24 protein-coding genes are annotated in these 21,893 nt (G+C 66.0%); 11 read left to right on the top strand and 13 right to left on the bottom strand.

Annotated elements, in window-relative coordinates; all coding sequences use genetic code 11:
- Positions 1-29: 29 nt before the first annotated feature.
- Positions 30-2,093 carry a transglycosylase domain-containing protein gene (locus ACJ8FR_RS07515; RefSeq protein ID WP_407828010.1) on the top strand — a complete coding sequence of 688 codons (2,064 nt, stop codon included), beginning with the start codon at positions 30-32 and terminating at the stop codon, positions 2,091-2,093.
- Here ACJ8FR_RS07515 and ACJ8FR_RS07510 read toward each other — a convergent pair.
- Together ACJ8FR_RS07510 and ACJ8FR_RS07505 are read right to left on the bottom strand one after the other, a co-directional pair.
- Positions 2,046-2,762 (bottom strand): M48 family metallopeptidase, encoded by a 717-nt coding sequence (locus tag ACJ8FR_RS07510; RefSeq protein WP_407828009.1) that lies wholly within the window; start codon positions 2,760-2,762, stop codon positions 2,046-2,048. The genes ACJ8FR_RS07515 and ACJ8FR_RS07510 overlap by 48 nt on opposite strands.
- Entirely contained in the window at positions 2,740-3,177 is a 438-nt protein-coding gene (locus tag ACJ8FR_RS07505; protein ID WP_407828008.1) for a YcgN family cysteine cluster protein, read from the bottom strand. Before ACJ8FR_RS07505 ends, ACJ8FR_RS07510 begins: the two co-directional genes overlap by 23 nt.
- 75 nt (positions 3,178-3,252) lie before the next feature.
- On the opposite strand from ACJ8FR_RS07505, the gene ACJ8FR_RS07500 reads away from it, so the two are divergent.
- Complete coding sequence (locus ACJ8FR_RS07500) at positions 3,253-3,834, top strand: ankyrin repeat domain-containing protein (protein ID WP_407828007.1); 582 nt, start codon at positions 3,253-3,255, stop codon at positions 3,832-3,834.
- On the opposite strand, the gene ACJ8FR_RS07495 is transcribed toward ACJ8FR_RS07500, so the two are convergent.
- From ACJ8FR_RS07495 to ACJ8FR_RS07460, 8 genes are all read right to left on the bottom strand, one after another.
- The gene (locus ACJ8FR_RS07495; RefSeq protein ID WP_407828006.1) at positions 3,827-4,312 is read right to left on the bottom strand and encodes an MmcB family DNA repair protein; all 486 of its coding nucleotides are present in this window, start codon (positions 4,310-4,312) and stop codon (positions 3,827-3,829) included. The two genes, ACJ8FR_RS07500 and ACJ8FR_RS07495, sit on opposite strands and share 8 nt — an antisense overlap.
- A gap of 112 nt (positions 4,313-4,424) precedes the next feature.
- Entirely contained in the window at positions 4,425-5,078 is a 654-nt protein-coding gene (locus ACJ8FR_RS07490; RefSeq protein WP_407828005.1) for a cell wall hydrolase, read from the bottom strand.
- 177 nt (positions 5,079-5,255) lie between these two features.
- The gene (locus tag ACJ8FR_RS07485; protein WP_407828102.1) at positions 5,256-5,600 is read right to left on the bottom strand and encodes a DUF1491 family protein; all 345 of its coding nucleotides are present in this window, start codon (positions 5,598-5,600) and stop codon (positions 5,256-5,258) included.
- The gene (locus ACJ8FR_RS07480) at positions 5,597-6,061 is read right to left on the bottom strand and encodes a PTS sugar transporter subunit IIA (protein WP_407828004.1); all 465 of its coding nucleotides are present in this window, start codon (positions 6,059-6,061) and stop codon (positions 5,597-5,599) included. Before ACJ8FR_RS07480 ends, ACJ8FR_RS07485 begins: the two co-directional genes overlap by 4 nt.
- A 63-nt stretch (positions 6,062-6,124) precedes the next feature.
- Positions 6,125-6,703: a ribosome hibernation-promoting factor, HPF/YfiA family gene (hpf, locus tag ACJ8FR_RS07475; RefSeq protein WP_407828003.1), complete on the bottom strand. Its 579-nt coding sequence runs from the start codon at positions 6,701-6,703 to the stop codon at positions 6,125-6,127.
- 63 nt (positions 6,704-6,766) lie between these two features.
- Entirely contained in the window at positions 6,767-7,465 is a 699-nt protein-coding gene (dnaQ, locus tag ACJ8FR_RS07470) for a DNA polymerase III subunit epsilon (protein WP_407828002.1), read from the bottom strand.
- Positions 7,466-7,473: 8 nt separating this feature from the next.
- Complete coding sequence (coaE, locus tag ACJ8FR_RS07465) at positions 7,474-8,067, bottom strand: dephospho-CoA kinase (RefSeq protein ID WP_407828001.1); 594 nt, start codon at positions 8,065-8,067, stop codon at positions 7,474-7,476.
- Positions 8,064-8,636: a Maf family protein gene (locus tag ACJ8FR_RS07460; protein ID WP_407828000.1), complete on the bottom strand. Its 573-nt coding sequence runs from the start codon at positions 8,634-8,636 to the stop codon at positions 8,064-8,066. The genes coaE and ACJ8FR_RS07460 overlap by 4 nt, the downstream gene beginning before the upstream one ends.
- A 294-nt stretch (positions 8,637-8,930) precedes the next feature.
- Between ACJ8FR_RS07460 and hemE the strand changes: the two genes are divergently transcribed.
- The 9 genes from hemE to ACJ8FR_RS07415 all read left to right on the top strand — a co-directional run bounded on the left by hemE (position 8,931) and on the right by ACJ8FR_RS07415 (position 17,861).
- Positions 8,931-9,992, top strand: a complete 1,062-nt coding sequence (hemE, locus tag ACJ8FR_RS07455; protein ID WP_407827999.1) for a uroporphyrinogen decarboxylase — start codon at positions 8,931-8,933, stop codon at positions 9,990-9,992.
- On the top strand, positions 9,989-10,441 hold the full coding sequence (locus tag ACJ8FR_RS07450; protein ID WP_407827998.1) for a CopD family protein: 453 nt from the start codon (positions 9,989-9,991) through the stop codon (positions 10,439-10,441). Before hemE ends, ACJ8FR_RS07450 begins: the two co-directional genes overlap by 4 nt.
- Positions 10,442-10,637: 196 nt before the next feature.
- Positions 10,638-11,894, top strand: coding sequence for a transcription termination factor Rho (gene rho / locus ACJ8FR_RS07445; protein ID WP_407827997.1), 1,257 nt, complete (start codon positions 10,638-10,640; stop codon positions 11,892-11,894).
- Positions 11,895-11,909: 15 nt separating this feature from the next.
- Positions 11,910-12,554 carry a YjbE family putative metal transport protein gene (locus ACJ8FR_RS07440; protein WP_407827996.1) on the top strand — a complete coding sequence of 215 codons (645 nt, stop codon included), beginning with the start codon at positions 11,910-11,912 and terminating at the stop codon, positions 12,552-12,554.
- A 12-nt stretch (positions 12,555-12,566) separates the two neighbouring features.
- The gene (mnmE, locus tag ACJ8FR_RS07435; RefSeq protein ID WP_407827995.1) at positions 12,567-13,850 is read left to right on the top strand and encodes a tRNA uridine-5-carboxymethylaminomethyl(34) synthesis GTPase MnmE; all 1,284 of its coding nucleotides are present in this window, start codon (positions 12,567-12,569) and stop codon (positions 13,848-13,850) included.
- A 36-nt stretch (positions 13,851-13,886) separates the two neighbouring features.
- Positions 13,887-15,566: a tRNA uridine-5-carboxymethylaminomethyl(34) synthesis enzyme MnmG gene (mnmG, locus tag ACJ8FR_RS07430; RefSeq protein ID WP_407827994.1), complete on the top strand. Its 1,680-nt coding sequence runs from the start codon at positions 13,887-13,889 to the stop codon at positions 15,564-15,566.
- A complete protein-coding gene (gene rsmG, locus ACJ8FR_RS07425; RefSeq protein WP_407827993.1) occupies positions 15,563-16,168 on the top strand; it encodes a 16S rRNA (guanine(527)-N(7))-methyltransferase RsmG in 606 nt (201 codons plus the stop codon). The genes mnmG and rsmG overlap by 4 nt, the downstream gene beginning before the upstream one ends.
- Positions 16,168-16,950, top strand: a complete 783-nt coding sequence (locus ACJ8FR_RS07420; RefSeq protein WP_407827992.1) for a ParA family protein — start codon at positions 16,168-16,170, stop codon at positions 16,948-16,950. Before rsmG ends, ACJ8FR_RS07420 begins: the two co-directional genes overlap by 1 nt.
- Complete coding sequence (locus tag ACJ8FR_RS07415; protein WP_407827991.1) at positions 16,947-17,861, top strand: ParB/RepB/Spo0J family partition protein; 915 nt, start codon at positions 16,947-16,949, stop codon at positions 17,859-17,861. Before ACJ8FR_RS07420 ends, ACJ8FR_RS07415 begins: the two co-directional genes overlap by 4 nt.
- Here ACJ8FR_RS07415 and holA read toward each other — a convergent pair.
- The 3 genes from holA to leuS are packed head-to-tail and all read right to left on the bottom strand — an operon-like array spanning position 17,858 to position 21,887.
- Positions 17,858-18,877 (bottom strand): DNA polymerase III subunit delta, encoded by a 1,020-nt coding sequence (gene holA / locus ACJ8FR_RS07410; RefSeq protein ID WP_407827990.1) that lies wholly within the window; start codon positions 18,875-18,877, stop codon positions 17,858-17,860. The genes ACJ8FR_RS07415 and holA overlap by 4 nt on opposite strands.
- Complete coding sequence (lptE, locus tag ACJ8FR_RS07405; RefSeq protein WP_407827989.1) at positions 18,874-19,368, bottom strand: LPS assembly lipoprotein LptE; 495 nt, start codon at positions 19,366-19,368, stop codon at positions 18,874-18,876. The genes holA and lptE overlap by 4 nt, the downstream gene beginning before the upstream one ends.
- Positions 19,368-21,887, bottom strand: coding sequence for a leucine--tRNA ligase (gene leuS / locus ACJ8FR_RS07400; protein WP_407827988.1), 2,520 nt, complete (start codon positions 21,885-21,887; stop codon positions 19,368-19,370). The genes lptE and leuS overlap by 1 nt, the downstream gene beginning before the upstream one ends.
- Between the last annotated feature and the right edge of the window lie 6 nt (positions 21,888-21,893).

The following is a 21,893-nucleotide window of genomic DNA, read 5'->3' as shown; positions in this document are numbered from 1 at the left end:
ATCCATCGTCAAGAGGACGCTCCACCTTCATGACTATCCTCAAGGGCCTCGCATATGCGGCGCTGCTGTCGATTCTGGCGCTGATTGTCGCGGTCGCCGTCGCCACTGCCTATTTGCCGAGCTACGCCGACCTCACCAAGCGGTCCGACCTCGGCCAAATGATCCGCGTCCGCGCGGCCAACGGCCAGGTTCTCGTTTCGATGGGCCCGAGCTTCGGCCAGTGGCTGACCTACGACCGCATCCCGCCGGAGATGCGCGCGGCGATGATCTCGACCGAGGACCGGCGCTTCCGCAGCCATATCGGCATCGACCCGATCGGCATTGGCCGCGCCCTCGCCTCTGCCTTTGCCAGCGGTCACCGGGTGCAGGCGACCTCAACCATCACCCAGCAGCTCGCCCGCAACATCTTCCTGACCAACAACCGCAGCTTTGTGCGCAAGATCAAGGAAGCCATCCTGGCGATGGCGGTCGAGCGCAAGTTCAGCAAGGACCAGGTCCTCGAGCTTTACCTCAACCGCGTTTATTTCGGCGGCGGGGCCTATGGAATCGATGCGGCGTCGCGGAAGTTCTTCGGCCACGGCGCCGACCATCTGAGCCTCGGCGAGGCGGCGATCATCGCCGGCCTCGTCAAGGCGCCGTCCAATTATTCGCCGTCAGCCGATGTCGAAGCCGCACGATCGCGCTCGGGCGTGGTGCTGCAGACGATGGTCCGCAACGGCTTTATCACCGCGCAAACGGCAGCCGCGGTCGATCCCGCCAAGGTGCGGATCCAGCAGACGACCAGCCAGAACAGCGTTCGCTATTTCACCGACTGGGCGCTGCCGCAGCTCGATACGCTGATCGACCAGACCAGCGAGCCGATCGACGTCTGGACTACGCTCGATCCCGCCATGCAGGTGGCTGCGGACCGGGCGATCCGCGCGAATGCACCCGATGGAACCCAAGGCGCGCTCGTCGCGATCGATCGCGACGGGGCGGTGCGGGCAATGGTCGGCGGCAAGGATTATGTCTCTTCGATCTACAATCGCGCGACCCAGGCGGTGCGCCAGCCCGGCTCGGCGTTCAAGCTGTTCGTCTATCTCTCCGCGCTCGAATCGGGGATGAAGCCGACCGACACGATCATCGACGAGCCGGTGACGATCGATGGCTGGAGCCCGCGCAACTCGACGCGCACCAACCTGGGTCCGGTCACGCTGCGCGAGGCCTTTTCGCGGTCGATCAACACGATCAGCGCGAAGATCGGCGCGCAGGTCGGCTTTTCGACCATCGCCGACATGGCGCGGCGGTTCGGAATCACGACTCCGATCTCGACCTATCCCTCGATGGTCCTGGGCAGCAGCGACGTGCGCCTTGTCGACATGACTCGCGCTTTCGCGTCGGTTTCCAACAAGGGGGTCGCGGTCACGCCCTATGGAATCCGGCGCGTCGTCACTGCCGACGGACGGATGCTGTACCAGCACGAGGCCGACGAAGAGCGCGTGCTCGTCGCCCCGTGGGTCGCCGCGGAAATGACGGACCTGCTGCAGTCGGCGGTGCTGTCCGGCACCGGCCGAGCGGCGCAGATAGGACGCCCGGTCGCCGGCAAGACGGGCACGACCAGTTCCAACAAGGATGGCTGGTTCATCGGCTTCTCGAGCGGGCTCACGACCGGCGTCTGGATGGGACGCGACGACGCGCGGCCCGTGGGTGGACTGCAGGGCGGCACCGCGCCCGCCCGGGCGTTCCATGACTTCATGAGTGTCGCGGTCGCCAATCGTCCGGTCGAGCAGTTCGAGACGCAGGTGCCGATGCCCGATTGGCAGCTGACTCCGGAGGAGCAGATGTTCGGCGACCAGGCGATCGACGCCAACGACATGCAGCCGATGGTCGACGAGAATGGCATGCCGCTCGGAACTCCGCCCGCGCAGGAGCCCCCCCAGCAGCAGCCGATGGTCAGGCCCGACGGCACCGGCGAGCCCAGCCAGCAGGAGCTCGACCAGGCATTCCCGCCGCAGCCGCAGCGGCAGCCGGCCAACCCGCGGCAGCGACAGCCGCAGCCCCAGGACTCAGTGCCGCCGCCCGACCCGTCGCAACCGCGGCCCGGCGCGCCGTAGCAGCGCTTTCGCTTCAGCGAGCCCGGTGCCGTAGAGACGCGCCTCGAGCGCCTTGAACTTCGCGCTGTGGTCGAGATGAGCCAAATGCGCGACCTCGTGCGCGACCACGTAGCGACGCACCGCAGGCGGGGCGAGGATCAGCCGCCAGCTGAGCCGGATTCGCCCGTGGGACGAGCAGCTGCCCCAGCGGGTCCCGGCATCGCCGACGCTCACCGACCGCGCGGCAACGCCGGCGGCCGTTGCATAATCCGCGACCTCGTCGCTCATTGTCTCGAGCGCACGACGTTGGAGAAACCGTTCGATCCTGCGGGCGAAGCCCTCCCGAGGCCCGCCGCAGCGCAGCACATGGTCGGTCATGACCGGCGTCCGCGGAGCCCGCGCATCCCACACCAGCCGCACGTCCCGCCCTTCGAGCGGGATGGTCGCTTCGGGCTCGAACGGCTCGCCCGGTTCCGTCCTCGCGATTTGTGCGTCGATCCAGTCACGCTGGTCGAGCGCCCAGGCAAGCGCTGCCCGGCGGCTGGTACGCCAAGGGCAGGTCAGCTTCAGCGTACCGCCAACCTCATCGAACCGAAGGCGCAAGCGTCGCGCGCTCCTCAGCCGCCGGATCTCGATCGGCGCCGGCAGCGCGGCTTCGAGTGCCGCCTCAGAGCGCGCGGTCGACCACATGATATTCGAGCTCGCCGGCGTCGTCCTCGCTGACGGTCCAGCCGCGCGTGGACAAACCGGCCTCGTGCACCGTCTCGCGACTTCCCGAGATCAGATAATGCCACTCCCGCAGCGGCTGACCGGCGGCGCGAAGCCGGTAAGCGCAGGTGGCGGGAAGCCAGTCGAGGCGATCGAGATTCTTGCGATCGAGCTTCACGCAATCCGCGACCAGCTTCTTGCGGTTCTTATAATCGAGGCAACGCCCGTTGCGGCGATCAAGCAGCTTGCACGCGACATTGGTCGGGTAGAGCAGCCCCGTCTTCTCGTCCTCGAGCTTGTGAACGCAGCACCGACCGCACCCGTCGCACAAGGCTTCCCACTCGCCGCTGTCGAGCGTCGCGAGGGGTCGTTCCCAAAATGGTGCTTCGCCGTTCATTTGATGTCGAGCCTTGCTCTGCTAAGCGAGCCTGATCAAGGGGCATCGTCACCCAGCGCATCGGGGCATAAGGTCGTGAAACAGCTAGCTTTTGTTATTCTTGCCGCAACGGCGACGGTCGCTTCTCCGCTGTATGCGCAGTCGGCGGGTACGGCCGGCAACGACTTCGTCGAAGCCGTGAAGAAGAGCGACGGGGACAAGGCCACCAGCATCCTTGAAGGGCATCCGCACGGCATCGTCGATACCAGGGACGGCGAAGGAAACACCGGGCTGATCATTGCCATCAGCCGCAGCGACGAGACGTGGACCGGGTATCTCCTCAACAAGGGCGCCGACCCCAATCTTGGCGGCAAGGGCGGGGACACGCCGCTGATCTCCGCGTCTCGCGTCGGCTTCGAGCAGGCGGCCCAATGGCTGATCGCGCTCGGTGCCAAGGTCGACGCCACCAATCGCATGGGCGAAACGCCCCTGATCATCGCCGTCCAGCAGCGCGAGCTGCCGATGGCCCGGATGCTGCTCGATGCCGGGGCGAATCCGGACAGGTCTGATGCCGCTGCCGGCTATTCCGCGCGCGACTATGCGACGCGCGACCCGCGCGCCCGCGACATCCTCAAGCTGATCCAAGACAAGAAGCCGAAGGCCGCGGCCGCTAAGTAAAATCTCCGAGCGAAGGGTCGACCTGTGCCGCGAGCCGTCGTGCCGCGCGGCGGGCGAAGCGCAGAAGCTCGGCCTTGCGCCGCGCCGGGGCGAGGGGTCGGTGGGCGGCCTCGCGCACCACGGCCGCATCATAACGGTCGGCCACGATCAGCCCGGCTGCGCTCGGCAGGTAGCGCTCTTCCTCAAGGATGAGCGCGAGATGCGGCGGCACCGCCCAATAGAAACGGTCGCAATAATCGAGATAATCCGGCCACTTGCCGTCTCCGACAAGGTCGGCCTTCGCGACCTTGATCTCGACAATGGTGAAACCGCCCTTGCCGTCGATGGCCATAAGGTCGGCGCGGCGGCCGTTGGGAAGCGGCATCTCACACACCGCGAACTGATCCTGCCGGCAGAACAATCGGGTGACTCCGCGCGCCACTTCGGCCGCGATCGGTGGTGCGTCAACGAAGCAGGGAGAATCGGGCTGCGTGGCCATCAGCCGAAACTAGAACAAAACGCAAACGGCGCCAATCCTGGGAGCACTGCGTTTGCCAAAAAGATAGCGGGCGATCCAAAGCCCGCCCGCTGCCCGCCCCACTCTCGACCAATTAGCGATAGAAGATGTGATTGCCGATCGAGGCAACGCGCTTCATGCCCCAACCCGGGGAAACGTAGCGCGCGTGGAAGAAGAGAGCGTTGCCGACGGCCGACTCCTTGAGCCGCTGGTCGACGATTTTGGCGACCGCCACCGCGGTCTGCCACTGCCGGTTCGAGTGCGGTACGCTCGGCAGCCCCTGGCCATGCACGAACGAGAATTGGCCGCGCTGGAACAGCACGCCGCAATATGTCCCGGGGAAGCGCCCGCCGCTGCCGGCACGGTTGGCGATCACCTTGCCCACGGCAAGCTGGCCGGCGAGCGGTTCGCCCTTGGATTCGAAATAGATGCCGGTCGCGAGGCAATCGAGCTCGCGGGTGCCCGCCTCGGGGCCACGAAGCTGTGCGACCATCGCCGCAAGATCGCCGCTCGGCTTGGCCGTGGCCTGGTCATCGTTGGCATCGAGTTGAATGTCGGTGTCCGGCGCCTGTGGCTCGGACAGGACTGCCTGCCCCTCGGGGTCGAGCAGATCGGGAACCACGACCGTCGGAAGGGTCGCGTTGGCCACCGAAACCAGCGGTTCAGCAGCAGGTCCGGCCTTGACCGGGGCAATAATCGTCGTGGTGAGCGCAGCAACCATCAGCAGCGCCGAACGAAAAGAAGCCAAAATATCAGCCGTATAGTGCGGTGAATCAGCCTGAAACTACAGCGCCTTTATTTTGCCGTTACTTCGGCGACGCCTGGCGATTCCCCGTCTCGCGTGGCATTTCCCGGCACTTGGCGCCAGAGAAATACCCCCCGCTCTTGTTGTTGTTCGGGGTTTTCACCGCGCCCAGCGCAGGGGTCAACCCGCAGAGGTCGTTTCAGCGATGAACCGTTCGGCGTCCGCGATATCCAGTTCGATTGCCCAGCAATCCTCGTCGAACCGTGCCCTACGGGCGAGGAAATCACGGATTTCGGTGGAACTTGCCGAGTCGCCCGGGCCGACGCGCTGCCAGCCATAGCTCCCATCGAGATTCAGCACGCGCTCGAGACCGGCGACGTGGACGCCCCGACTGCTAACGAACATCAGCAGCGAACCGCGCTCCCGGTCGCCTTTCCTCATTACTGCGCCGAAACCGCCCGCGGCCTCGACCCGGCGAAGGATGCCGGCAACTTCGACGTGGGTCGGGAGTCGGTCGCTGCTCAGGTCGCTTCCCGTTCGTCTGCGCCCATGAGAACGGCGGCCAGCGCATCGCGGCTGCGCGCACCACGCAGCCTTTCGAGGGTCGCGGCGTCGCGCGTGACCCGGCTGATCGCCGCGAGCGCCTTGAGATGCTCGGCGCCGGCATTGGGCGGGGAGAGCAAAAGGAACACGAGGTCGACCGGACGGCCGTCGATCGCCTTGTAATCGACCGGCTCGCCGAGACGCGCGAACAAGCCGTAGATCTGGACGAGGCCGTCGATCTTGGCGTGCGGGATGGCGACGCCGTGACCAAACCCGGTCGAACCGACCTGCTCGCGGTCGTTAAGGCCGACAAGCACAGCGGCGCTGTCCGCTCCGAGCCGCTGGCCGGCAAGATCCGCCAGCTGCTTCATCAGCGAGCGCTTGTTGCCGCCCGGCAGGGCGGTCTTGATCGCGTCGCAGTCAAGGAAATCGGCAAGCTGCATCGGATAAGGAACTCGTCACTGGCGCGACCGGGCGCACCGCGGCCGCTTCAAATTGAATGGGGATCAGTTCGTATGCGGCTCGACCCAGCCGATATTCCCGTCTTCGCGGCGATAGATCATGTTGAACTCACCGGTGGCGCTATTCCTGAACATGAGCGCGTCGGTGTTTCTAAGGTCCATCAGCATGACTGCGTCGGAGACGCTCGAATCCGGGATGTCGATCCGGGTCTCGGCGACGATTGTTGGAAAGCCCGCGTCCTCGGTCTCGGAGTCGCCACGCGGCCCTCCGGAGAAAATCGTGTAGCCGGCATTCTCAACGAACGGCTGGGTCTCGGTTTCGTCGACCTTATGTTCCTTCAGCCGGTTGGTGTAGCGGCGGAGCTGCTTTTCGATCCGGTCGGCCGCACCGTTGAATGCGATCTCGGGCTCCCGCCCGCTGAACGATGCCTTCAGCACCACGCCGTTCACCACCGGCGCGACGATGTCGCAGGTATAATCGTTGTTCGGCCCGCGGCCGAACGTCACATTGGCTCCGACCGAGCGCGAAAAATACTTTTCCGTGATCTCGCCGACTCGCCGCTGCGCGTGCGCGCGAAGCGACTCGCCGGTGTCGACCTGATGACCCGCGACCCGAACGTCCACCGTGGCTGGCTCCTCTCGCTGTGGGGCGCTTAGGACTGCGCCCATTGCGCCGTCAACCAGCGGCTAGTGCGGCGGGGCGAAGCGGTCCCACAGCGGGTTGACGAGCTTGGCAATAAACGCACGATGCCGCTCAAGTTCCTCGGCCAGCGCCGCGTGCGGACGCGCCGGTCGGGGCTCGCGGATCGTCACCGGACCGGCCGACTTGTGGACCGCGACGGTGCCGGCATCGGCGACCAAGCCGAGGCCGATCTGGCGCCCGCCGGTAAGCTCGACATAGACCTGCGCCAGCAATTGCGCGTCGAGCAGCGCCCCGTGCTTCACGCGATGGCTGCGGTCGATCCCGAAGCGCATGCACAAGGCGTCGAGGCTGTGCTTGGCGCCGGGGTGCCGCGAACGTGCGATCGTCAGGGTGTCGACCATACGGCTCATTGAGACGCCCGGCCGGCCGCAACGCTCCAGCTCGAAATTCAGAAAGCCGAAATCGAAACTGGCGTTGTGTGCGACCAGCGGCGAATCCTCGATGAACTCGATCAGATCGAGCGCCTTGTCGGTAAACAGCGGCTTGTCGGACAGGAAGGTCGTCGACAGGCCATGCACCATTTCCGCCTCGAACGGCATGTCGCGCTCGGGGTTGAAATAGCAGTGGAAGTGACGGCCGGTCTCGACCCGGTTGAACATCTCCACGCAGCCGATCTCGACCATCCGGTCGCCGCCGGCGGGGTTGAGGCCCGTGGTTTCTGTATCGAAGACGATTTCCCGCACGACAGAATCTATCGGCCCCCGGGGATTCCGAGACAAGCGAGAATGTCGCCGACCTGGCTTTCTGTTGTGGATAGGTCGGCGCCGGTATCGACCACGAAATCGGCGCGGGCGCGTTTCTCCGCATCAGGCATTTGACGGGCTAGGATCGCATCCAGCTTGGCCACGGTCATCCCGGTGCGCCGCAGGACTCGGCCACGCTGGACGTCGGGCGGAGCGGAGACGACAACGACCTTGTCGAATTCCGCCTGACCGCCGGTCTCGAGCAAAAGCGGGATCTCGAACACAAGCGCAGCCGCGTCGGCATGGTCGGCGATGAATTGCTCCCGCGCGGCTCGGACGGCGGGATGAACGAGCTGTTCCAGCGCGGCGAGCTTGGCGGGATCGGCAAGAACGATCTGCGCGAGGCACTCGCGGTCGAGCGTGCCGCAGCGCACGCAGCCGGGAAACAGCTCGGCGATCTTTTCGACCAGCCCGCCGCCGGCACCCTGCAGCTGGCGAACGACGGCGTCGGCGTCAAACACCGGGACGCCCGCGCGCTCGAACATCGCGGCAACGGTCGACTTGCCCATGCCGATGGACCCGGTGAGCGCGATGCGGATCATGATGCAAGCAATCCCCGTTCACGCAACGCGCCGAGCAGGGGGATCAAAGGCATCCCGAGGATGGTGAAATGATCCCCCTCGATCGTCGAGAACAACTGCACCCCGCGTCCCTCCAGCTGGAAGACGCCGACAGTGTAACCGACCTCGGGCCATTCGGCATCGAGATAGTCGGCAATGAATTCATCCGACAACGGTCTCACCTCGAGGCGCGCCGTCGCGATATGCTGCCAATCCACGCTGCTGCCGCGAGCAAGAGCGACCGCGCTCGTCAGCAGCATCGTCCTGTTCGAGAAAAAGCGCAGGTGCTCGGTGGCCTCCTCGCGGTCGCGGGGCTTGTCAAACAGTCGGCCGCCGACACTGACGACACTGTCGCTCCCGATCACCCAATCATCGCCTGGGATGCTGCACGCCTTGGCAGCTGCGAGCGCCGACGCAATCCCTCCTGCATCATCGAGCTGCGCCTTGACTGCATCCTCGTCGACGTCCGGCTTGACCGTTTCATGCGCAACCCCCGCGGCGGACAGCATCTGCCTCCGGATTGCACTGGTCGAGGCGAGGATCAGGGCCAAAGGAACAACCTTGTGGAAAAGGACCGAACGGCAGCTAGCCCGAGCCTGGGGGCGGTCTCAACTGCTGATTTCGAGGCCACGCCCTTCGCTTGATCCGACAATCCATCCACGGGGACTAAATCCGTCCCCAGCCTGTGAGTCACGGGGTGGAATCGGTGCGACTCGCGCAACTGCAGCGGGCGCTGCGCGAGCGCGCTTGTTGGCAATTTGGGAAAGGCTGCCTAAACCCCGCTGCCAAGCGGCCAACTACATCATCAATCTTAGATTCTAAATATATAAGGAAGAGAAGAAGGAGTGGCTCCAAAGCCTGCGGAACGAGCCGAGACGCAGGTCGACAAGCCCTTGCTATCCGTGCTTCGCGGAACGCGCCGCGATCCGCCGCCGATGTGGATGATGCGCCAGGCCGGACGTTATCTCCCAGAGTATCGGGCGCTGCGTCAGGACAAAGGCAGCTTCCTCGATCTCGTCTATGACGCCGACGCCGCGGCCGAGGTCACGCTCCAGCCTTTGAAGCGCTTCCCCAAGCTGGACGCGGCGATCCTCTTTTCCGACATTCTGATCGTGCCCTTTGCGATCGGGCAGAACCTGACTTTCGTCACCGGCGAGGGGCCGCGGCTGACGCCTCCGCTGATCGGCGCCGACCTTGATGACCTGACGCCCTATCTCGCGCGGCTGGAGCCGGTTTACGAGACGGTTCGGAAGGTCAAGGCGGGGCTCGAGCCGGACAAGGCCCTGATCGGTTTCGCGGGAAGTCCGTGGACGGTCGCGACGTACATGGTCGCCGGCCAGGGAAGCCGCGATCAGTCGGAAGCGCGTCGTCTCGCTTATGCCGATCCGGCGAAGTTCGGCGAGTTGATCGCGCGGATCGAGTCGGTGACGCTCGATTATCTTTCGGGGCAGGTCGAAGCGGGCGCGGAGGCGCTGCAATTGTTCGACAGCTGGGCCGGGAGCCTGTCGCCCGCACAGTTCGAGCAATGGGTGATCGCGCCGACGGCGCGGCTGGTGGCCGAGCTGAGGTCGCGCCATCCCGAAGTGCCCGTGATCGGTTTCCCCAAGGGCGCGGGCGGAAAGCTCTCGGCGTATGCGCGAGAGACCGGCGTAAACGCCATCGGTCTCGACGAGACCGTCGATCCGGCGTGGGCCGCGGAAGAGCTGCCGGAAGACCTCCCCGTGCAAGGCAATTTCGACCCGCTCGCGCTGATCGCCGGAGGGGAGGAGCTGACGAGCGCCGTGAAGCATATCCTTGACGCCTTCGCCGGCCGTCCTCACATCTTCAATCTCGGGCACGGCATCCTGCCGGACACGCCGATTGCCCATGTCGAGCAGCTGATCGCACTGGTGAAGGGGGCGAAGTGACCAATCTGACCGGCTGGCTCGGGCTCGCCTACCCGTGGGTCAAGGCGGCGCACATCACGTTCGTGATTTTCTGGATGGCCGGCCTGTTCCTGCTGCCGCGCTTCTACGTCTATCACCAGGAGACGATTGTCGGCTCGCCCGAGGACCGCGCCTGGATCGAGCGCGAGGCGCGAGTCCGCTCGATCATCCTCACGCCCGCAATGCTGGTGGTGTGGATTCTCGGCCTGATGCTTGCCTTCCACCTCGATGTTTGGGGCCAGGGCTGGTTCTCCGCCAAGCTTGCGCTTGTAGTCGCGTTGACCGGCTACCAGGGTTGGCTCGGCGCGTACGGCAAGAAGCTCGCGCGGGGCGAGCGGCCGCTGTCGGGCAAGGCCGTCCGCATGATCAATGAAATCCCGGGAATTGCAGCGGCGCTGATCGTCGTGCTGGTGATCGTTCGCCCGTTCTGAACTTTTCGCCGCAAGTCCTGCCCGCTGCTGATTGACACGGGCAAGCGCCAGACATACCTCAATCGCGAGCGGCCCCGGCCCGTTTCCCAAATTCGCCGGTGACCGATCCATCTCCGTTCGCGGCGTCCTGCCGCCTTCAGCTTTCGACCGATCGTCAACAAGCTCGAACACCACTCCCCACGAAAAGACTGTCCACATGCATTTGAAAGAATTGAAAAAGAAATCCCCCGCCGACCTGGTCGCAATGTCCGAGGAGATGGGGGTCGAAGGCGCGTCGACGATGCGCAAACAGGACCTGATGTTCTCGATCCTCAAGATCCAGGCCGATAATGGCGTCGAGATCATGGGATCGGGCACCATCGAGGTGCTGAACGACGGCTTCGGATTTCTCCGCTCGCCCGAGGCCAATTACCTCGCCGGGCCGGACGACATCTATGTCGCGCCGTCGATCGTCCGCCGCTTTGGGCTTCGCACCGGCGACACCATCGAAGGCGAGATTCGCGGGCCCAAGGAAGGCGAGCGCTATTTCGCGCTGACCCGGGTCACCCAGATCAATTTCGACGACCCCGAGCAGGTCCGCCACCGCGTCAATTTCGACAATCTGACGCCACTCTATCCGGACGAGAAGCTGACCCTCGACAGCGGCGACCCGACGGTCAAGGACAAGTCGGCGCGGGTGATCGACATCGTTTCGCCGCAAGGCAAGGGCCAGCGCGCGCTGATCGTCTCGCCGCCGCGGACCGGAAAGACCGTCCTGCTACAGAACATCGCCAAGGCGATTACCGACAACCACCCGGAGGTGTTCCTGCTGGTGTTGCTGGTCGACGAGCGGCCCGAGGAAGTCACCGACATGCAGCGCAGCGTGAAGGGCGAGGTGATATCCTCGACCTTCGACGAACCGGCGTCACGTCACGTCCAGGTCGCCGAAATGGTGATCGAGAAAGCCAAGCGTCTGGTCGAGCACAAGAAAGACGTCGTCATCCTGCTCGATTCGATCACTCGTTTGGGACGCGCCTACAACACGGTCGTGCCCTCGTCGGGCAAGGTCCTGACCGGCGGCGTCGACGCCAACGCGCTGCAGCGGCCGAAGCGTTTCTTCGGCGCCGCGCGCAACATCGAGGAGGGCGGCTCGCTGTCGATCATCGCCACCGCGCTGATCGATACGGGCTCCAAGATGGACGAGGTCATCTTCGAAGAGTTCAAGGGCACCGGCAACAGCGAGATCGTGCTCGACCGCAAGGTCTCGGACAAGCGCATCTTCCCGGCGCTCGACGTCGGTAAGTCCGGCACCCGCAAGGAAGAGCTGCTGGTCGATCAGAACGTGCTGACCAAGATGTGGGTGCTGCGCCGGATCCTGATGCAGATGGGCACTGTCGACGCGATGCAATTCCTGCTCGACAAGATGAAGGACTCCAAGTCCAACGAGGACTTCTTCGCGTCGATGAACCAGTAAGAGTTCACGCCGGCCATGCCCGACGGAATGTTCAACTTCGCCGAGATCTTGACTCCCGTCGGGCTGGCCGTGCTCGTCCAGGTGATCCTCATCGACCTGACCATGGCCGGCGACAATGTCGTGATCATGGGCACCCTGACCTCGGGGCTGCCGGCGCGCGAGCGGCGCAAGGTGATCATGCTCGGCGTCGCCCTCGCGGTGGTCTTCCTGATCGCCTTTGCGCTGATCGCGACGCAACTCCTCAAGATCACCGGGCTGCTGCTCGCCGGCGGCCTGCTGCTGTTGTGGGTCGCGTACAACATGTTCCGCGAGCTCAAGCCCAAGGCGCTGGTGACCGCCGACGACCCCGACACGCCGGGGGTCGAGGGCCCGCCCGCGACCAAGACCTTTCTCCGGGCAGCAGTACAGGTCACCGTCGCCGATCTATCGATGAGCCTCGACAATGTGCTCGCGGTGGCCGCAGCGGCGCGCGAACACCCGGCGGTGCTGTTCGTCGGACTGGTGCTCTCAGTCACCTTTATGGGCGTCGCCGCGAGCTTCGTCGCGCGCCTGGTCCACCGCTTCCCGCTGCTCGCCTGGGCTGGCCTGCTGATGATCCTCTACGTCGCCCTGAAAATGATCTGGGAGGGGTGGCACGACGTCGCGCCGTTGTTGGCGTAGGACTTGGCCCTTGTGAGCGAGCGCGACACCATTTTCGCTTTGTCGAGCGGCCGTCCGCCGGCGGCGATCTCGGTGATCCGCGTCAGCGGGCCGCTCGCGCATTCATCCGCGGCCCGGCTAGCAGGTCAATTGCCTCGCCCCCGGACAGCGGCAGTGCGCCAGCTGCGCCATCCGGCTTCGGGCGAGTTGCTCGACGGGGCCCTGATGCTTCGCTTCGACTCGCCCGCAAGCGCGACGGGTGAAGATGTCGTGGAATTCCAATGTCATGGCGGCAGGGCGGTGGTCGATGCCCTGCTCGCGGCGCTCGGCAGCGTCGCCGGCCTGCGCCAGGCAGAACCGGGGGAGTTCACCCGCCGCGCGTTCGAAAACGGCCGCATCGACCTGACGGAAGCGGAAGGCCTCGCCGACCTGATCGAGGCTGAAACCGAATCGCAGCGCAAGGCAGCGATGGCGTTGGCGGAGGGCGGGCTGAGGAAGCAGATCGCCGCCTGGCAGGAGCAGGTCCTGGCATATTCGGCGCGGGCCGAGCGGGCGATCGACTATGATGAGGAAGACGAGGCGGTCGATCCATCCTTGCTGCGCGATTGCGCCGCTTTTGCCGCAGAGCTTCGGCAATGGCTGGCTGGGCCGCGCATCGAACCGCTGAAGGACGGCGTCCGGGTTGTTGTCGCTGGACCGGCGAATACGGGAAAGTCCAGCCTTATCAATCTTCTAGCGGAAGAAGATCGGGCGATCGTGACGGACGTGCCGGGCACCACTCGCGATCATATCGAGGTGCCGATGTCGCTGGCGGGCGTGCCGATCCTGCTCACGGATACCGCGGGTTTGCGGGAGACGGAGGACCGGGTGGAGGCCATCGGCGTCGAGCGCTCAGGGCGGCTGGTCGATGCCGCGGACGTGCTGGTGTGGCTCGGCGAGCCCGAGGACGCACCGGATCACCGACGCCTCATCCTCGTGCATGCGAAGGCCGATCTGCCGGATCGGTCCGCGGCACCGCATGGTTCGATCCCCGTTTCATCTGTGACGGGAGAGGGGCGGACTGCACTGCTCGACGAGATCGGGCGCCGTGCCCGATCCTTGCTGCCCGCTGAGGATGCGATCGCGCTCAATCGCCGCCAGGCCCATCATGTTGGCGAGGCCGCCGAGGCGATGAACGCGGCGTCGGCCGAGCACGATCTCGTCTTGATCGCCGAGCAATTGCGCCTCGCGCGGACGGCGTTCGATCGGCTCACCGGCCGGGCGGGCATCGAGGATGTGCTCGACGCTCTGTTCGCCCGCTTCTGCCTCGGCAAATAGTTTCACGTGGAACGTCGTTCCGCTAAGGGCCCGCGCATGTACGATGTGTTGGTCATCGGCGCCGGCCATGCCGGGTGCGAGGCCGCGGCTGCCGCGGCGCGGCGCGGCGCGCGCGTGGGCCTGCTGACCTTTCGGGCCGAGGATGTCGGCCAGATGTCGTGCAATCCATCGATCGGCGGTGTGGGCAAGGGCCATTTGGTCCGCGAGCTCGACGTTTTCGACGGACTCATGGCCCGGGCGGCGGACCGCGCGGCGATCCATCGCCGGATGCTCAACCGGAGCAAGGGCCCCGCCGTGTGGGGTCCGCGGGTTCAGGCCGACCGGAAGCTCTATCGCGCCGCGATCTCAGCGCTGCTGGACGAGAGCGGGGTGGAGCTGATCGTCGCCGAAGCCCTGAGCTTGACCATCCAGCACGGGCGGGTCGTTGGTCTCGAAACCAGCGCAGGCACCTTGCCTTGCCGTTCCGTGGTGATCGCCACCGGCACCTTTCTCGACGCGCGCATGTTCATCGGAGAGCAGGTGGTTGAGGGCGGTCGGCGGGGCGAACGTGCGTCCCTCGCCTTGGCGAGCCAGGTGCGCGAGCTCGGGATGGGTCAAGGACGGCTCAAGACCGGGACCCCACCTCGGCTCGACGGGCGGACGATCGACTGGGCGCGGCTCGAAGATCAACCGAGCGACTCGGAGGAATGGACGATGTCGGCGTTCGACGACGGGGCGCGCGTGCCGCAGCTGCGCTGCGCGATCACCCGCACCGGTGAGCGGACGCATGACATCATCCGCGCCAACTTCGACCGGTCGCCTTTGTTCGACGGCGCGATCGAGGGCAGGGGACCGCGCTATTGCCCCTCGATCGAGGACAAGGTGAAGCGCTTCGCCGACCGCGGCGCGCACCAGATCTTCCTCGAGCCGGAGGGGCTCGACGATCCTCTCGTTTATCCCAACGGCATTTCGACCTCGCTTCCGGCCGACGTGCAGGAGTCTTTCGTCCGCTCAATCCCGGGCCTCGGGCGCGCGGAGATCGTTCGCCCTGGCTATGCGGTCGAATATGAGTTCGTCGATCCGCGGCGGCTCAACCAAACGCTAGAGGTGCGCGACGTGCCGGGGCTGTTCCTCGCGGGACAGATCAACGGCACGACCGGCTATGAGGAAGCGGCGGCGCAGGGGCTTGCGGCAGGCCTCAACGCCGCGGCGTCGGCGCGTGGGCTCGACGACGTCCGGTTCGACCGCCGCACCTCATATATCGGCGTGATGATCGACGATCTGACGCTGCAGGGCGTGAGCGAGCCGTACCGAATGATGACCGCGCGCGCCGAGTACCGTTTGTCGCTGCGCGCCGACAATGCGATTTCCCGGCTCGGCCAGGCTGCGCTGGCGGCTGGCTGCGTTTCGGCCCGGCGTCGGCGGCAGATCGGAGCCCAGCTGGCGATTCGCTCGACCGCGGCCTGGGCGGAAACGGCAGAGGGACAGGCCGACGCGCTCTACGCGCCCTACGTCGCGCGGCAGCAACGGGAGTGGGAAGTCGTGCGGCACGACTCGCGCGTGTGGATTCCAGCCGAGCTGGATTTCTCGGCGATCCCAGGGCTTTCCAATGAGATGGTGGAGCGCCTTGCGGCCGCCCAGCCGGAGACGCTCGATCAGGCCTCGCGGGTGCCGGGGGTGACACCGGCAGCCCTGTCGGCGCTTTATGTGGCGGCGGCGCGCCGCGCGGCGGCGTGATCGAACGGCTCGCCCAAGTCGCGGGGCGAGATGTTCCACGTGAAACATACGACAAGCTGGAAGCTTATGCCGCTCTTCTTCGCGAGGAGAGCAAGCAGCAGAATCTCGTTTCCGCTTCGACGCTGGAGCAACTGTGGGAGCGGCATTTGCTCGATTCGGCGCAGCTCGTCCGGTTCGAGCCGCATAAAGGAGCCTCATGGGTCGACATCGGTTCGGGCGCGGGGCTGCCTGGAATCGTCGTCGCCTGCGTCGTGGACGGACCGGTCACGTTGGTCGAGCCGCGGCGCCTCCGCGCGGAGTTTCTCCACAAGGCCGCCGAATCGTTACGGCTTTCTGTCACGATCATCGGCGCCAAGGTGCAGCGCGCTCATGGAAAGTACGACGTAATCACCGCCCGCGCGGTCATGGCCCTGCCGCAATTGCTTGAGATATCCGCACATCTGTCCACAAGAAAATCATTATGGCTGCTGCCGAAGGGTAGAAGCGCCGAGCGGGAACTGGCCGCGGCGCAACAAGCGTGGCAAGGTACGTTCCACGTGGAACGCAGCGTGACCGACGCCGAATCGCTGATCGTGGTCGGCACAGGGGTGAGGGCGAGATGATGATCCGCATTGCGGTGGCCAATCAGAAGGGCGGGGTCGGCAAGACCACGACCTGCATCAATCTCGCAACCGCGCTGGCGGCGATCGGCTGGCGCGTCCTGCTCGTCGACCTCGATCCGCAGGGCAATGCCTCGACCGGGCTCGGCGTTTCGCAGGCGCAACGATTGCGGACCAGTTACGACGTATTGATCGGCAGCGCTTCGCCGACGGACGTCGCGGTCGCCACGCGCGTGCCGCGGCTCGAGCTGCTGCCGGCGACGCAGGACCTGTCGGGGGCCGAGATTGAGCTCGTCGCGCTCGCCGACCGGGCCCACCGGCTGGAAAAGGCGCTCGCCGGCGCACCCGTCGGCCGCTGGGACATCGCGCTGATCGACTGTCCGCCCTCGCTGGGGCTGCTCACCGTCAACGCCCTGGTTGCTGCGCGCCACTTGCTGGTGCCGCTGCAATGCGAGTTCTTTGCGCTGGAGGGCCTCAGCCAGCTGCTCCAGACGGTCGAGCGGATCCGCGTGGCGTTCAATCCCGATCTGTCGATCCTCGGCGTCGCGCTGACCATGTTCGATCGCCGCAACAACCTGTCTCAGGCGGTCTCCGAGGACGTCCGCGCATGCCTCGGCGCGACGGTGTTCGATACGGTCGTGCCGCGGAATGTCCGGCTGTCGGAGGCGCCGAGCCATGGCTTGCCGGCACTGATCTATGATCTGAAATGCCCGGGGTCGGAGGCCTATATCCGGCTTGCGCGCGAGTTGATCGGACGTCTGCCGCAGCTCGCGGCCGCGGCATGAGCGGCGAGCGGCCGGCGAAAGGCCTCGGCATGGGCCTTGAGGCGTTGCTCGGGGAAGCGGGGCGCCAGACACCTGCGCCTGGCGCGAGCGAAGGCTCGCCTGCTTCGAGGGGCGGCGTGCGCGAGATCGAGATCGCGCGCATCCGGCCCAATCCGGGTCAGCCGCGGATCCAGTTCGGCGAGGAGGCGCTCGACGAGCTCGCCGAGTCGATCCGGCAACGCGGCGTGCTCCAGCCGATCCTGCTCCGGCCCGACGGCGAGGATTATATGATCATCGCCGGCGAGCGGCGCTGGCGGGCGGCGCAGCGGGCGCGGCTTCATGCGATCCCCGCGATCGTCCGCGAAATCGACGATTCGACCACGTCCGAACTTGCGCTGATCGAGAATACCCAGCGCGAGGACCTCAATCCGCTCGAGGAAGCGGAAGGGTACAAGCAGCTGATCCACCGCCACGGCCATACCCAGGACGAGGTCGGGCGGATCGTGCACAAGTCCCGCAGCCATGTCGCCAATCTGTTGAGGCTGCTCGATTTACCGGAGTTTGTCCGGCAATCGCTGTTGAAAGGCGATATCAGCATGGGACACGCGCGGGCAGTGGCCACCGCGCCGGATCCAGAGGAATTAACCCGCGAGATCGTCGCCAAGGGGCTGTCGGTGCGCCAGGCGGAGAGCCGCGCCCGGCGGGAGAAGGTGCGTCCCGGCCCCGGCGCGGACATCGGCCGCGCCAGCGCGCGCAACGCCGCCAAGGCGGTCGACACCGACCTCGAAGTGCTCGAACGGCAATTGGGAGACCTTCTCGGGCTCAAGGTCCAGGTCGTTCACAAGGGCCATGGCGGCGCGGTCACCCTTCATTATTCGAGCCTCGACCAGCTCGACATGATCTGCCAGCGGCTCTCCGGCGAGCCGATCTAGCTCGCCGACCGCGCCTTGCGGGCGATCGCCAGCAGCTCCTCGCCGAGCGCTTCCTGATCCGGCACCCGCGTGAACATTAGCGCCCGCTCGAGCTTGCCGGCACGCTCTGCAACAGTCGCGAGACCCTCGGCGGTCCACTTCGAGAGCATGCGCTGGACCTTGACTTTATCCTTGAAGAACAATGCCTTGCCCATTGACGTCATGACGCCGTCGATCCGCTCGCCTCGCTCCACACGGGCCCTCAGGGGGGCGAGCATCAGCAGCCGGCGCTGGAGCGACCGAACCACCGGGATGGCCTCGCCGCCGCCGGCCGGGAGCCGAGCCAGTTCGCCGGCGAGCTCGGCGACCTCGCCGGCGAGCGCGAGGTCGGCAAGACGTTGGAAATCGCCCTCAGCGGTGTCGGCGCCGACCGCGTCGACCGCGTCGTGATCGAGTTCCCTGGGCGCCTCGGGCGAAGCGTCGATGTAGAGCGCGAGCTTTGCCAGCTCCTGCGCAACGATGGCCTGGTCGTTGCCGGCGCTCTCGGCGAGCCGAGCAGCGACCGGAGAGCTAATCTTAAGACCGAAGCGGCGGCCAAGGTCGATCACCATCCGCTCGGCATCCTGCCCCTCGGGCGGATAAGCGGCGAAGGCGAGCGCTTGCGGCGACGCTTCCGTAAGCTTGAGCAGCGCCGAGGTCTTGCGCAGCGCGCCGCCGATCGCGACCACCGAGCTTTCGCCCGCCGACGCTTCCAACAGCGCCGCGACGCCTTCCGCGATGTCATCACCGGCCGGCTCGATCCAGATCAGCCTCTTACCGCCAAACAGGCTCATGGCGCTGGCTTCGTCGGCGAGGGCGGCGGGATCCGTCTTGATCGCTCCGGCGCTAAGCTGGACCTTGTCCGCACCTAGCGTCTCGAGCAGGCGCGCCGCGAGCGCCCGCGACTGGGCTTCGTCGGGACCGTGGAAAAGATAGAATCGCACCTGGTCGGCAGGTTGGTCGACCGCGCGGCCGACGTTGGCCTTGGTCGCCTTCACTTCGGCTGGGCGGTCCGCGACGCGTAGAGCCCGACGCGCGCGGTGATCTGGTCGGCGACGATTTCAGCGAGATTTTCCAGCGCGGTCTGCTCCGCAGCCACGGTCGCATATTCGGAGCCGACGATATCGATGCCGCTGTCCGACCCGGCGGTTGCGTCGAGGACAACCATGCCGGTCTTGACCTCGACCAGCTGGTAGCGCGCGCGCAACGTCCGCCGCTCCTGAGTTGCGGCTTGATTGCTGCTGAGGCCGAACGCGGTGATGTTGTCGTCGAGCGTGACGTCAAGGCGGTAGATCGCCGTGCCGCTGCCCGCTTCCCCGAGCCGGTCGACCAGCTTGTTGCGGACAAGCCAGCCTGACTGGCCGGGAATCGGTCCGACCGCGATTGAGCGCAGGGTCGATGCGACGGAGCTGGCCGATCCCCCGCCGTAGAGCGGATGCAGGCCGCACGCGCTGAGCGGCACGAGGGCAAGGAGGACGAGGGCGCGCATCAGGCGACGATATTCACCAGCCGGTCGGGAACGACAATGACTTTGCGCGGCAATGCCCCGGCAAGCTGACGCTGCACCTTGTCCGAGGCCAGCGCGAGCGCCTCGGCGGCGGCGCGGTCGAGCCCGCGCGGAGCGCTCAGCGTATCGCGCAGCTTGCCGTTGACCTGCACCGCGAGCGTCACCTGGTCGTCAACCAGCAGTGCAGGATCAAAGCTCGGCCACGGGGCCCCGGCAATCATGCCGCTCTCGCCGAGCACCGACCAGCACTCCTCGGCCAAGTGCGGCGCCGCCGGCGCGGCGAGCAGGATCAAGGTGCGGACGGCGTCATGCCGGGTGCCCGACGGACCGGCTTTTTCGATCGCGCTGGTCAACTCGTAGATCTGGGCGACCGCCTTGTTGAACTGCAGGCTGTCGATCGCCTCGCCGACCGCGGCGATGGTGCGATGGAGCTTGCGCTTCAATTCCGGATCCTCGCCGTCCGCGGGCTTGGTGCTCGTCGCAAGCCGCCACACGCGCTGGACGAAACGCGAAGCGCCCTCGATCCCGGCCTCGGACCATTCGAGGTCGCGCTCGGGCGGGCTGTCCGAGAGCATGAACCAGCGCACCGCGTCGGCGCCATATTTGGCGAGGATCGGCTCGGGGTCGACCGTGTTGCGCCGCGACTTGGACATCTTCTCGACTCGGCCAGGCGTCACCGGATGACCGCTTTCTATATGGACCCAGTCGTCGCCGTCCTTGCGGACTTCATCGGGGCTGAGCCAGCTGCCGTCGCCGGCGCGATAGGTCCCGTGCGTGACCATGCCTTGGGTGAACAGTCCCTTGAATGGCTCGGCAATCGCGATTCGGCCCAGCCGCTGCAGCGCGCGGGTCCAGAACCGGGCATAGAGCAGGTGAAGGATCGCATGCTCGACCCCGCCGATATATTGCGCGACCGGCAGCCACTTTTCGGCCTCGGCGCGGTCGAACGGCCGATCGGTCGGCTGGCTGGCGAAGCGGATGAAGTACCAGCTTGAATCGACGAAGGTATCGAGGGTGTCGGTTTCGCGGGTCGCCGGCCCGCCGCACGCCGGACAGGCGATTTGCTTCCACGTCGGATGACGGTCGAGCGGATTGCCGGGCTCGTCGAACTCGATATCGTCGGGGAGCACGACCGGCAGCTGCTCGCGCGGGACCGGCACCGCGCCGCACTGCGCGCAGTGGATGATCGGGATCGGCGTTCCCCAGTAACGCTGGCGCGACACGCCCCAATCGCGCAGCCTGTACTGGACGGTCCCCTGGCCCCAGCCGGCGGCTTCGGCGCGGCGGATGACCTCGGCCTGGGCCTGCTCCGTCGTCAGACCGTCGAGGAAACGCGAGTTGACCGCGATTCCCGGCGCATTTTCGGCTTCGTCCCCGATCGGCTCCGACGCCAGGTCGGTACTGCTGGCAACAACGCGCGCGATGGGCAGATGATATTGCCTCGCAAATCCGAAATCGCGCTGGTCGTGACCAGGCACACCGAAAATCGCGCCAGTCCCATAGTCCATCAGCACGAAGTTCGCGATGAAGACCGGCAGGCGCCATTCGGCGTCGAGCGGATGGACCACCTCGATGGTGGTCTTGAACCCCTTTTTTTCGGCGGTCTCCACTTCCGCGGCGCTGGTCCCGCCGGCCTTGCATTCGGCGACGAACCTCGCCGCTTCCGGACTCGACGCGGCGACGGCCTGGGCGATCGGATGGTCGGCCGCGACCGCAACAAAGCTGGCGCCGAAAATCGTGTCCGGCCGCGTCGTGTACACCGCGACCGAGTCGATGCCGCCGACCGGGGCGGCAAGGCGGAAGTCGAACCGCAGGCCGCGGCTCTTGCCGATCCAATTTTCCTGCATCAGCCGGACCTTGTCCGGCCACTGGTCGAGCGTTTGCAGGCCCTCGAGCAAATCGTCGGCAAAATCGGTGATCTTGACGAACCATTGCGAGAGCTTGCGCCGCTCGACCAGCGCGCCGGAGCGCCAGCCGCGCCCGTCGATCACCTGCTCATTGGCGAGCACGGTCATGTCGACCGGGTCCCAATTGACCTCGCTCTCCTTGCGGTAGACGAGCGCCGCATCGAACAGGTCGAGGAAAAGCGCCTGCTCATGGCCGTAGTAAGCGGGATCGCAGGTCGCGAGCTCTCTCGACCAGTCGAGCGCGAAGCCGATACTCTTCAATTGCTCGCGCATCGCCGCGATGTTCGCCCACGTCCATGCCCCGGGATGGACCTTGCGCTCGATCGCCGCATTCTCGGCCGGCATGCCGAACGCGTCCCAGCCCATCGGGTGGAGCACTTCCATGCCCTGCATCCGCCGGAAGCGGGCAAGCACATCGCCCATCGTGTAGTTGCGCACGTGTCCCATGTGGATCCGCCCCGACGGATAGGGGAACATCTCCAGCACATACGTCTTGGGCTTGTTGCTGTTGCTGTCGGCGCGGAAGCATTGCGCCTCGTCCCACCGCGCCTGCCACTGGCGGTCGGCCTCAGCCGCGTTGAACCGGCTGCCCATGCTGAA

The sequence above is a fragment of the Sphingomonas sp. genome (assembly GCF_045810705.1).
Lineage (GTDB): Bacteria > Pseudomonadota > Alphaproteobacteria > Sphingomonadales > Sphingomonadaceae > Sphingomicrobium.
Note: the sequence above shows the minus strand (reverse complement) of the source record. Positions and strands in the feature narration are given on the sequence as shown.

What these genes read in the sequence shown, in the direction of transcription:
- ACJ8FR_RS07515 (WP_407828010.1), top strand. Translation starts at nt 30, where the DNA reads ATGACTATCCTCAAGGGCCTCGCATATGCGGCGCTGCTGTCGATTCTG.
- ACJ8FR_RS07510 (WP_407828009.1), bottom strand. Translation starts at nt 2,762, where the DNA reads ATGTGGTCGACCGCGCGCTCTGAGGCGGCACTCGAAGCCGCGCTGCCG.
- ACJ8FR_RS07505 (WP_407828008.1), bottom strand. Translation starts at nt 3,177, where the DNA reads ATGAACGGCGAAGCACCATTTTGGGAACGACCCCTCGCGACGCTCGAC.
- ACJ8FR_RS07495 (WP_407828006.1), bottom strand. Translation starts at nt 4,312, where the DNA reads ATGGCCACGCAGCCCGATTCTCCCTGCTTCGTTGACGCACCACCGATC.
- ACJ8FR_RS07480 (WP_407828004.1), bottom strand. Translation starts at nt 6,061, where the DNA reads ATGCAGCTTGCCGATTTCCTTGACTGCGACGCGATCAAGACCGCCCTG.
- coaE (WP_407828001.1), bottom strand. Translation starts at nt 8,067, where the DNA reads ATGATCCGCATCGCGCTCACCGGGTCCATCGGCATGGGCAAGTCGACC.
- rho (WP_407827997.1), top strand. Translation starts at nt 10,638, where the DNA reads ATGCATTTGAAAGAATTGAAAAAGAAATCCCCCGCCGACCTGGTCGCA.
- ACJ8FR_RS07440 (WP_407827996.1), top strand. Translation starts at nt 11,910, where the DNA reads ATGCCCGACGGAATGTTCAACTTCGCCGAGATCTTGACTCCCGTCGGG.
- mnmG (WP_407827994.1), top strand. Translation starts at nt 13,887, where the DNA reads ATGTACGATGTGTTGGTCATCGGCGCCGGCCATGCCGGGTGCGAGGCC.
- ACJ8FR_RS07420 (WP_407827992.1), top strand. Translation starts at nt 16,168, where the DNA reads ATGATCCGCATTGCGGTGGCCAATCAGAAGGGCGGGGTCGGCAAGACC.
- ACJ8FR_RS07415 (WP_407827991.1), top strand. Translation starts at nt 16,947, where the DNA reads ATGAGCGGCGAGCGGCCGGCGAAAGGCCTCGGCATGGGCCTTGAGGCG.
- lptE (WP_407827989.1), bottom strand. Translation starts at nt 19,368, where the DNA reads ATGCGCGCCCTCGTCCTCCTTGCCCTCGTGCCGCTCAGCGCGTGCGGC.
- leuS (WP_407827988.1), bottom strand. Translation starts at nt 21,887, where the DNA reads ATGGGCAGCCGGTTCAACGCGGCTGAGGCCGACCGCCAGTGGCAGGCG.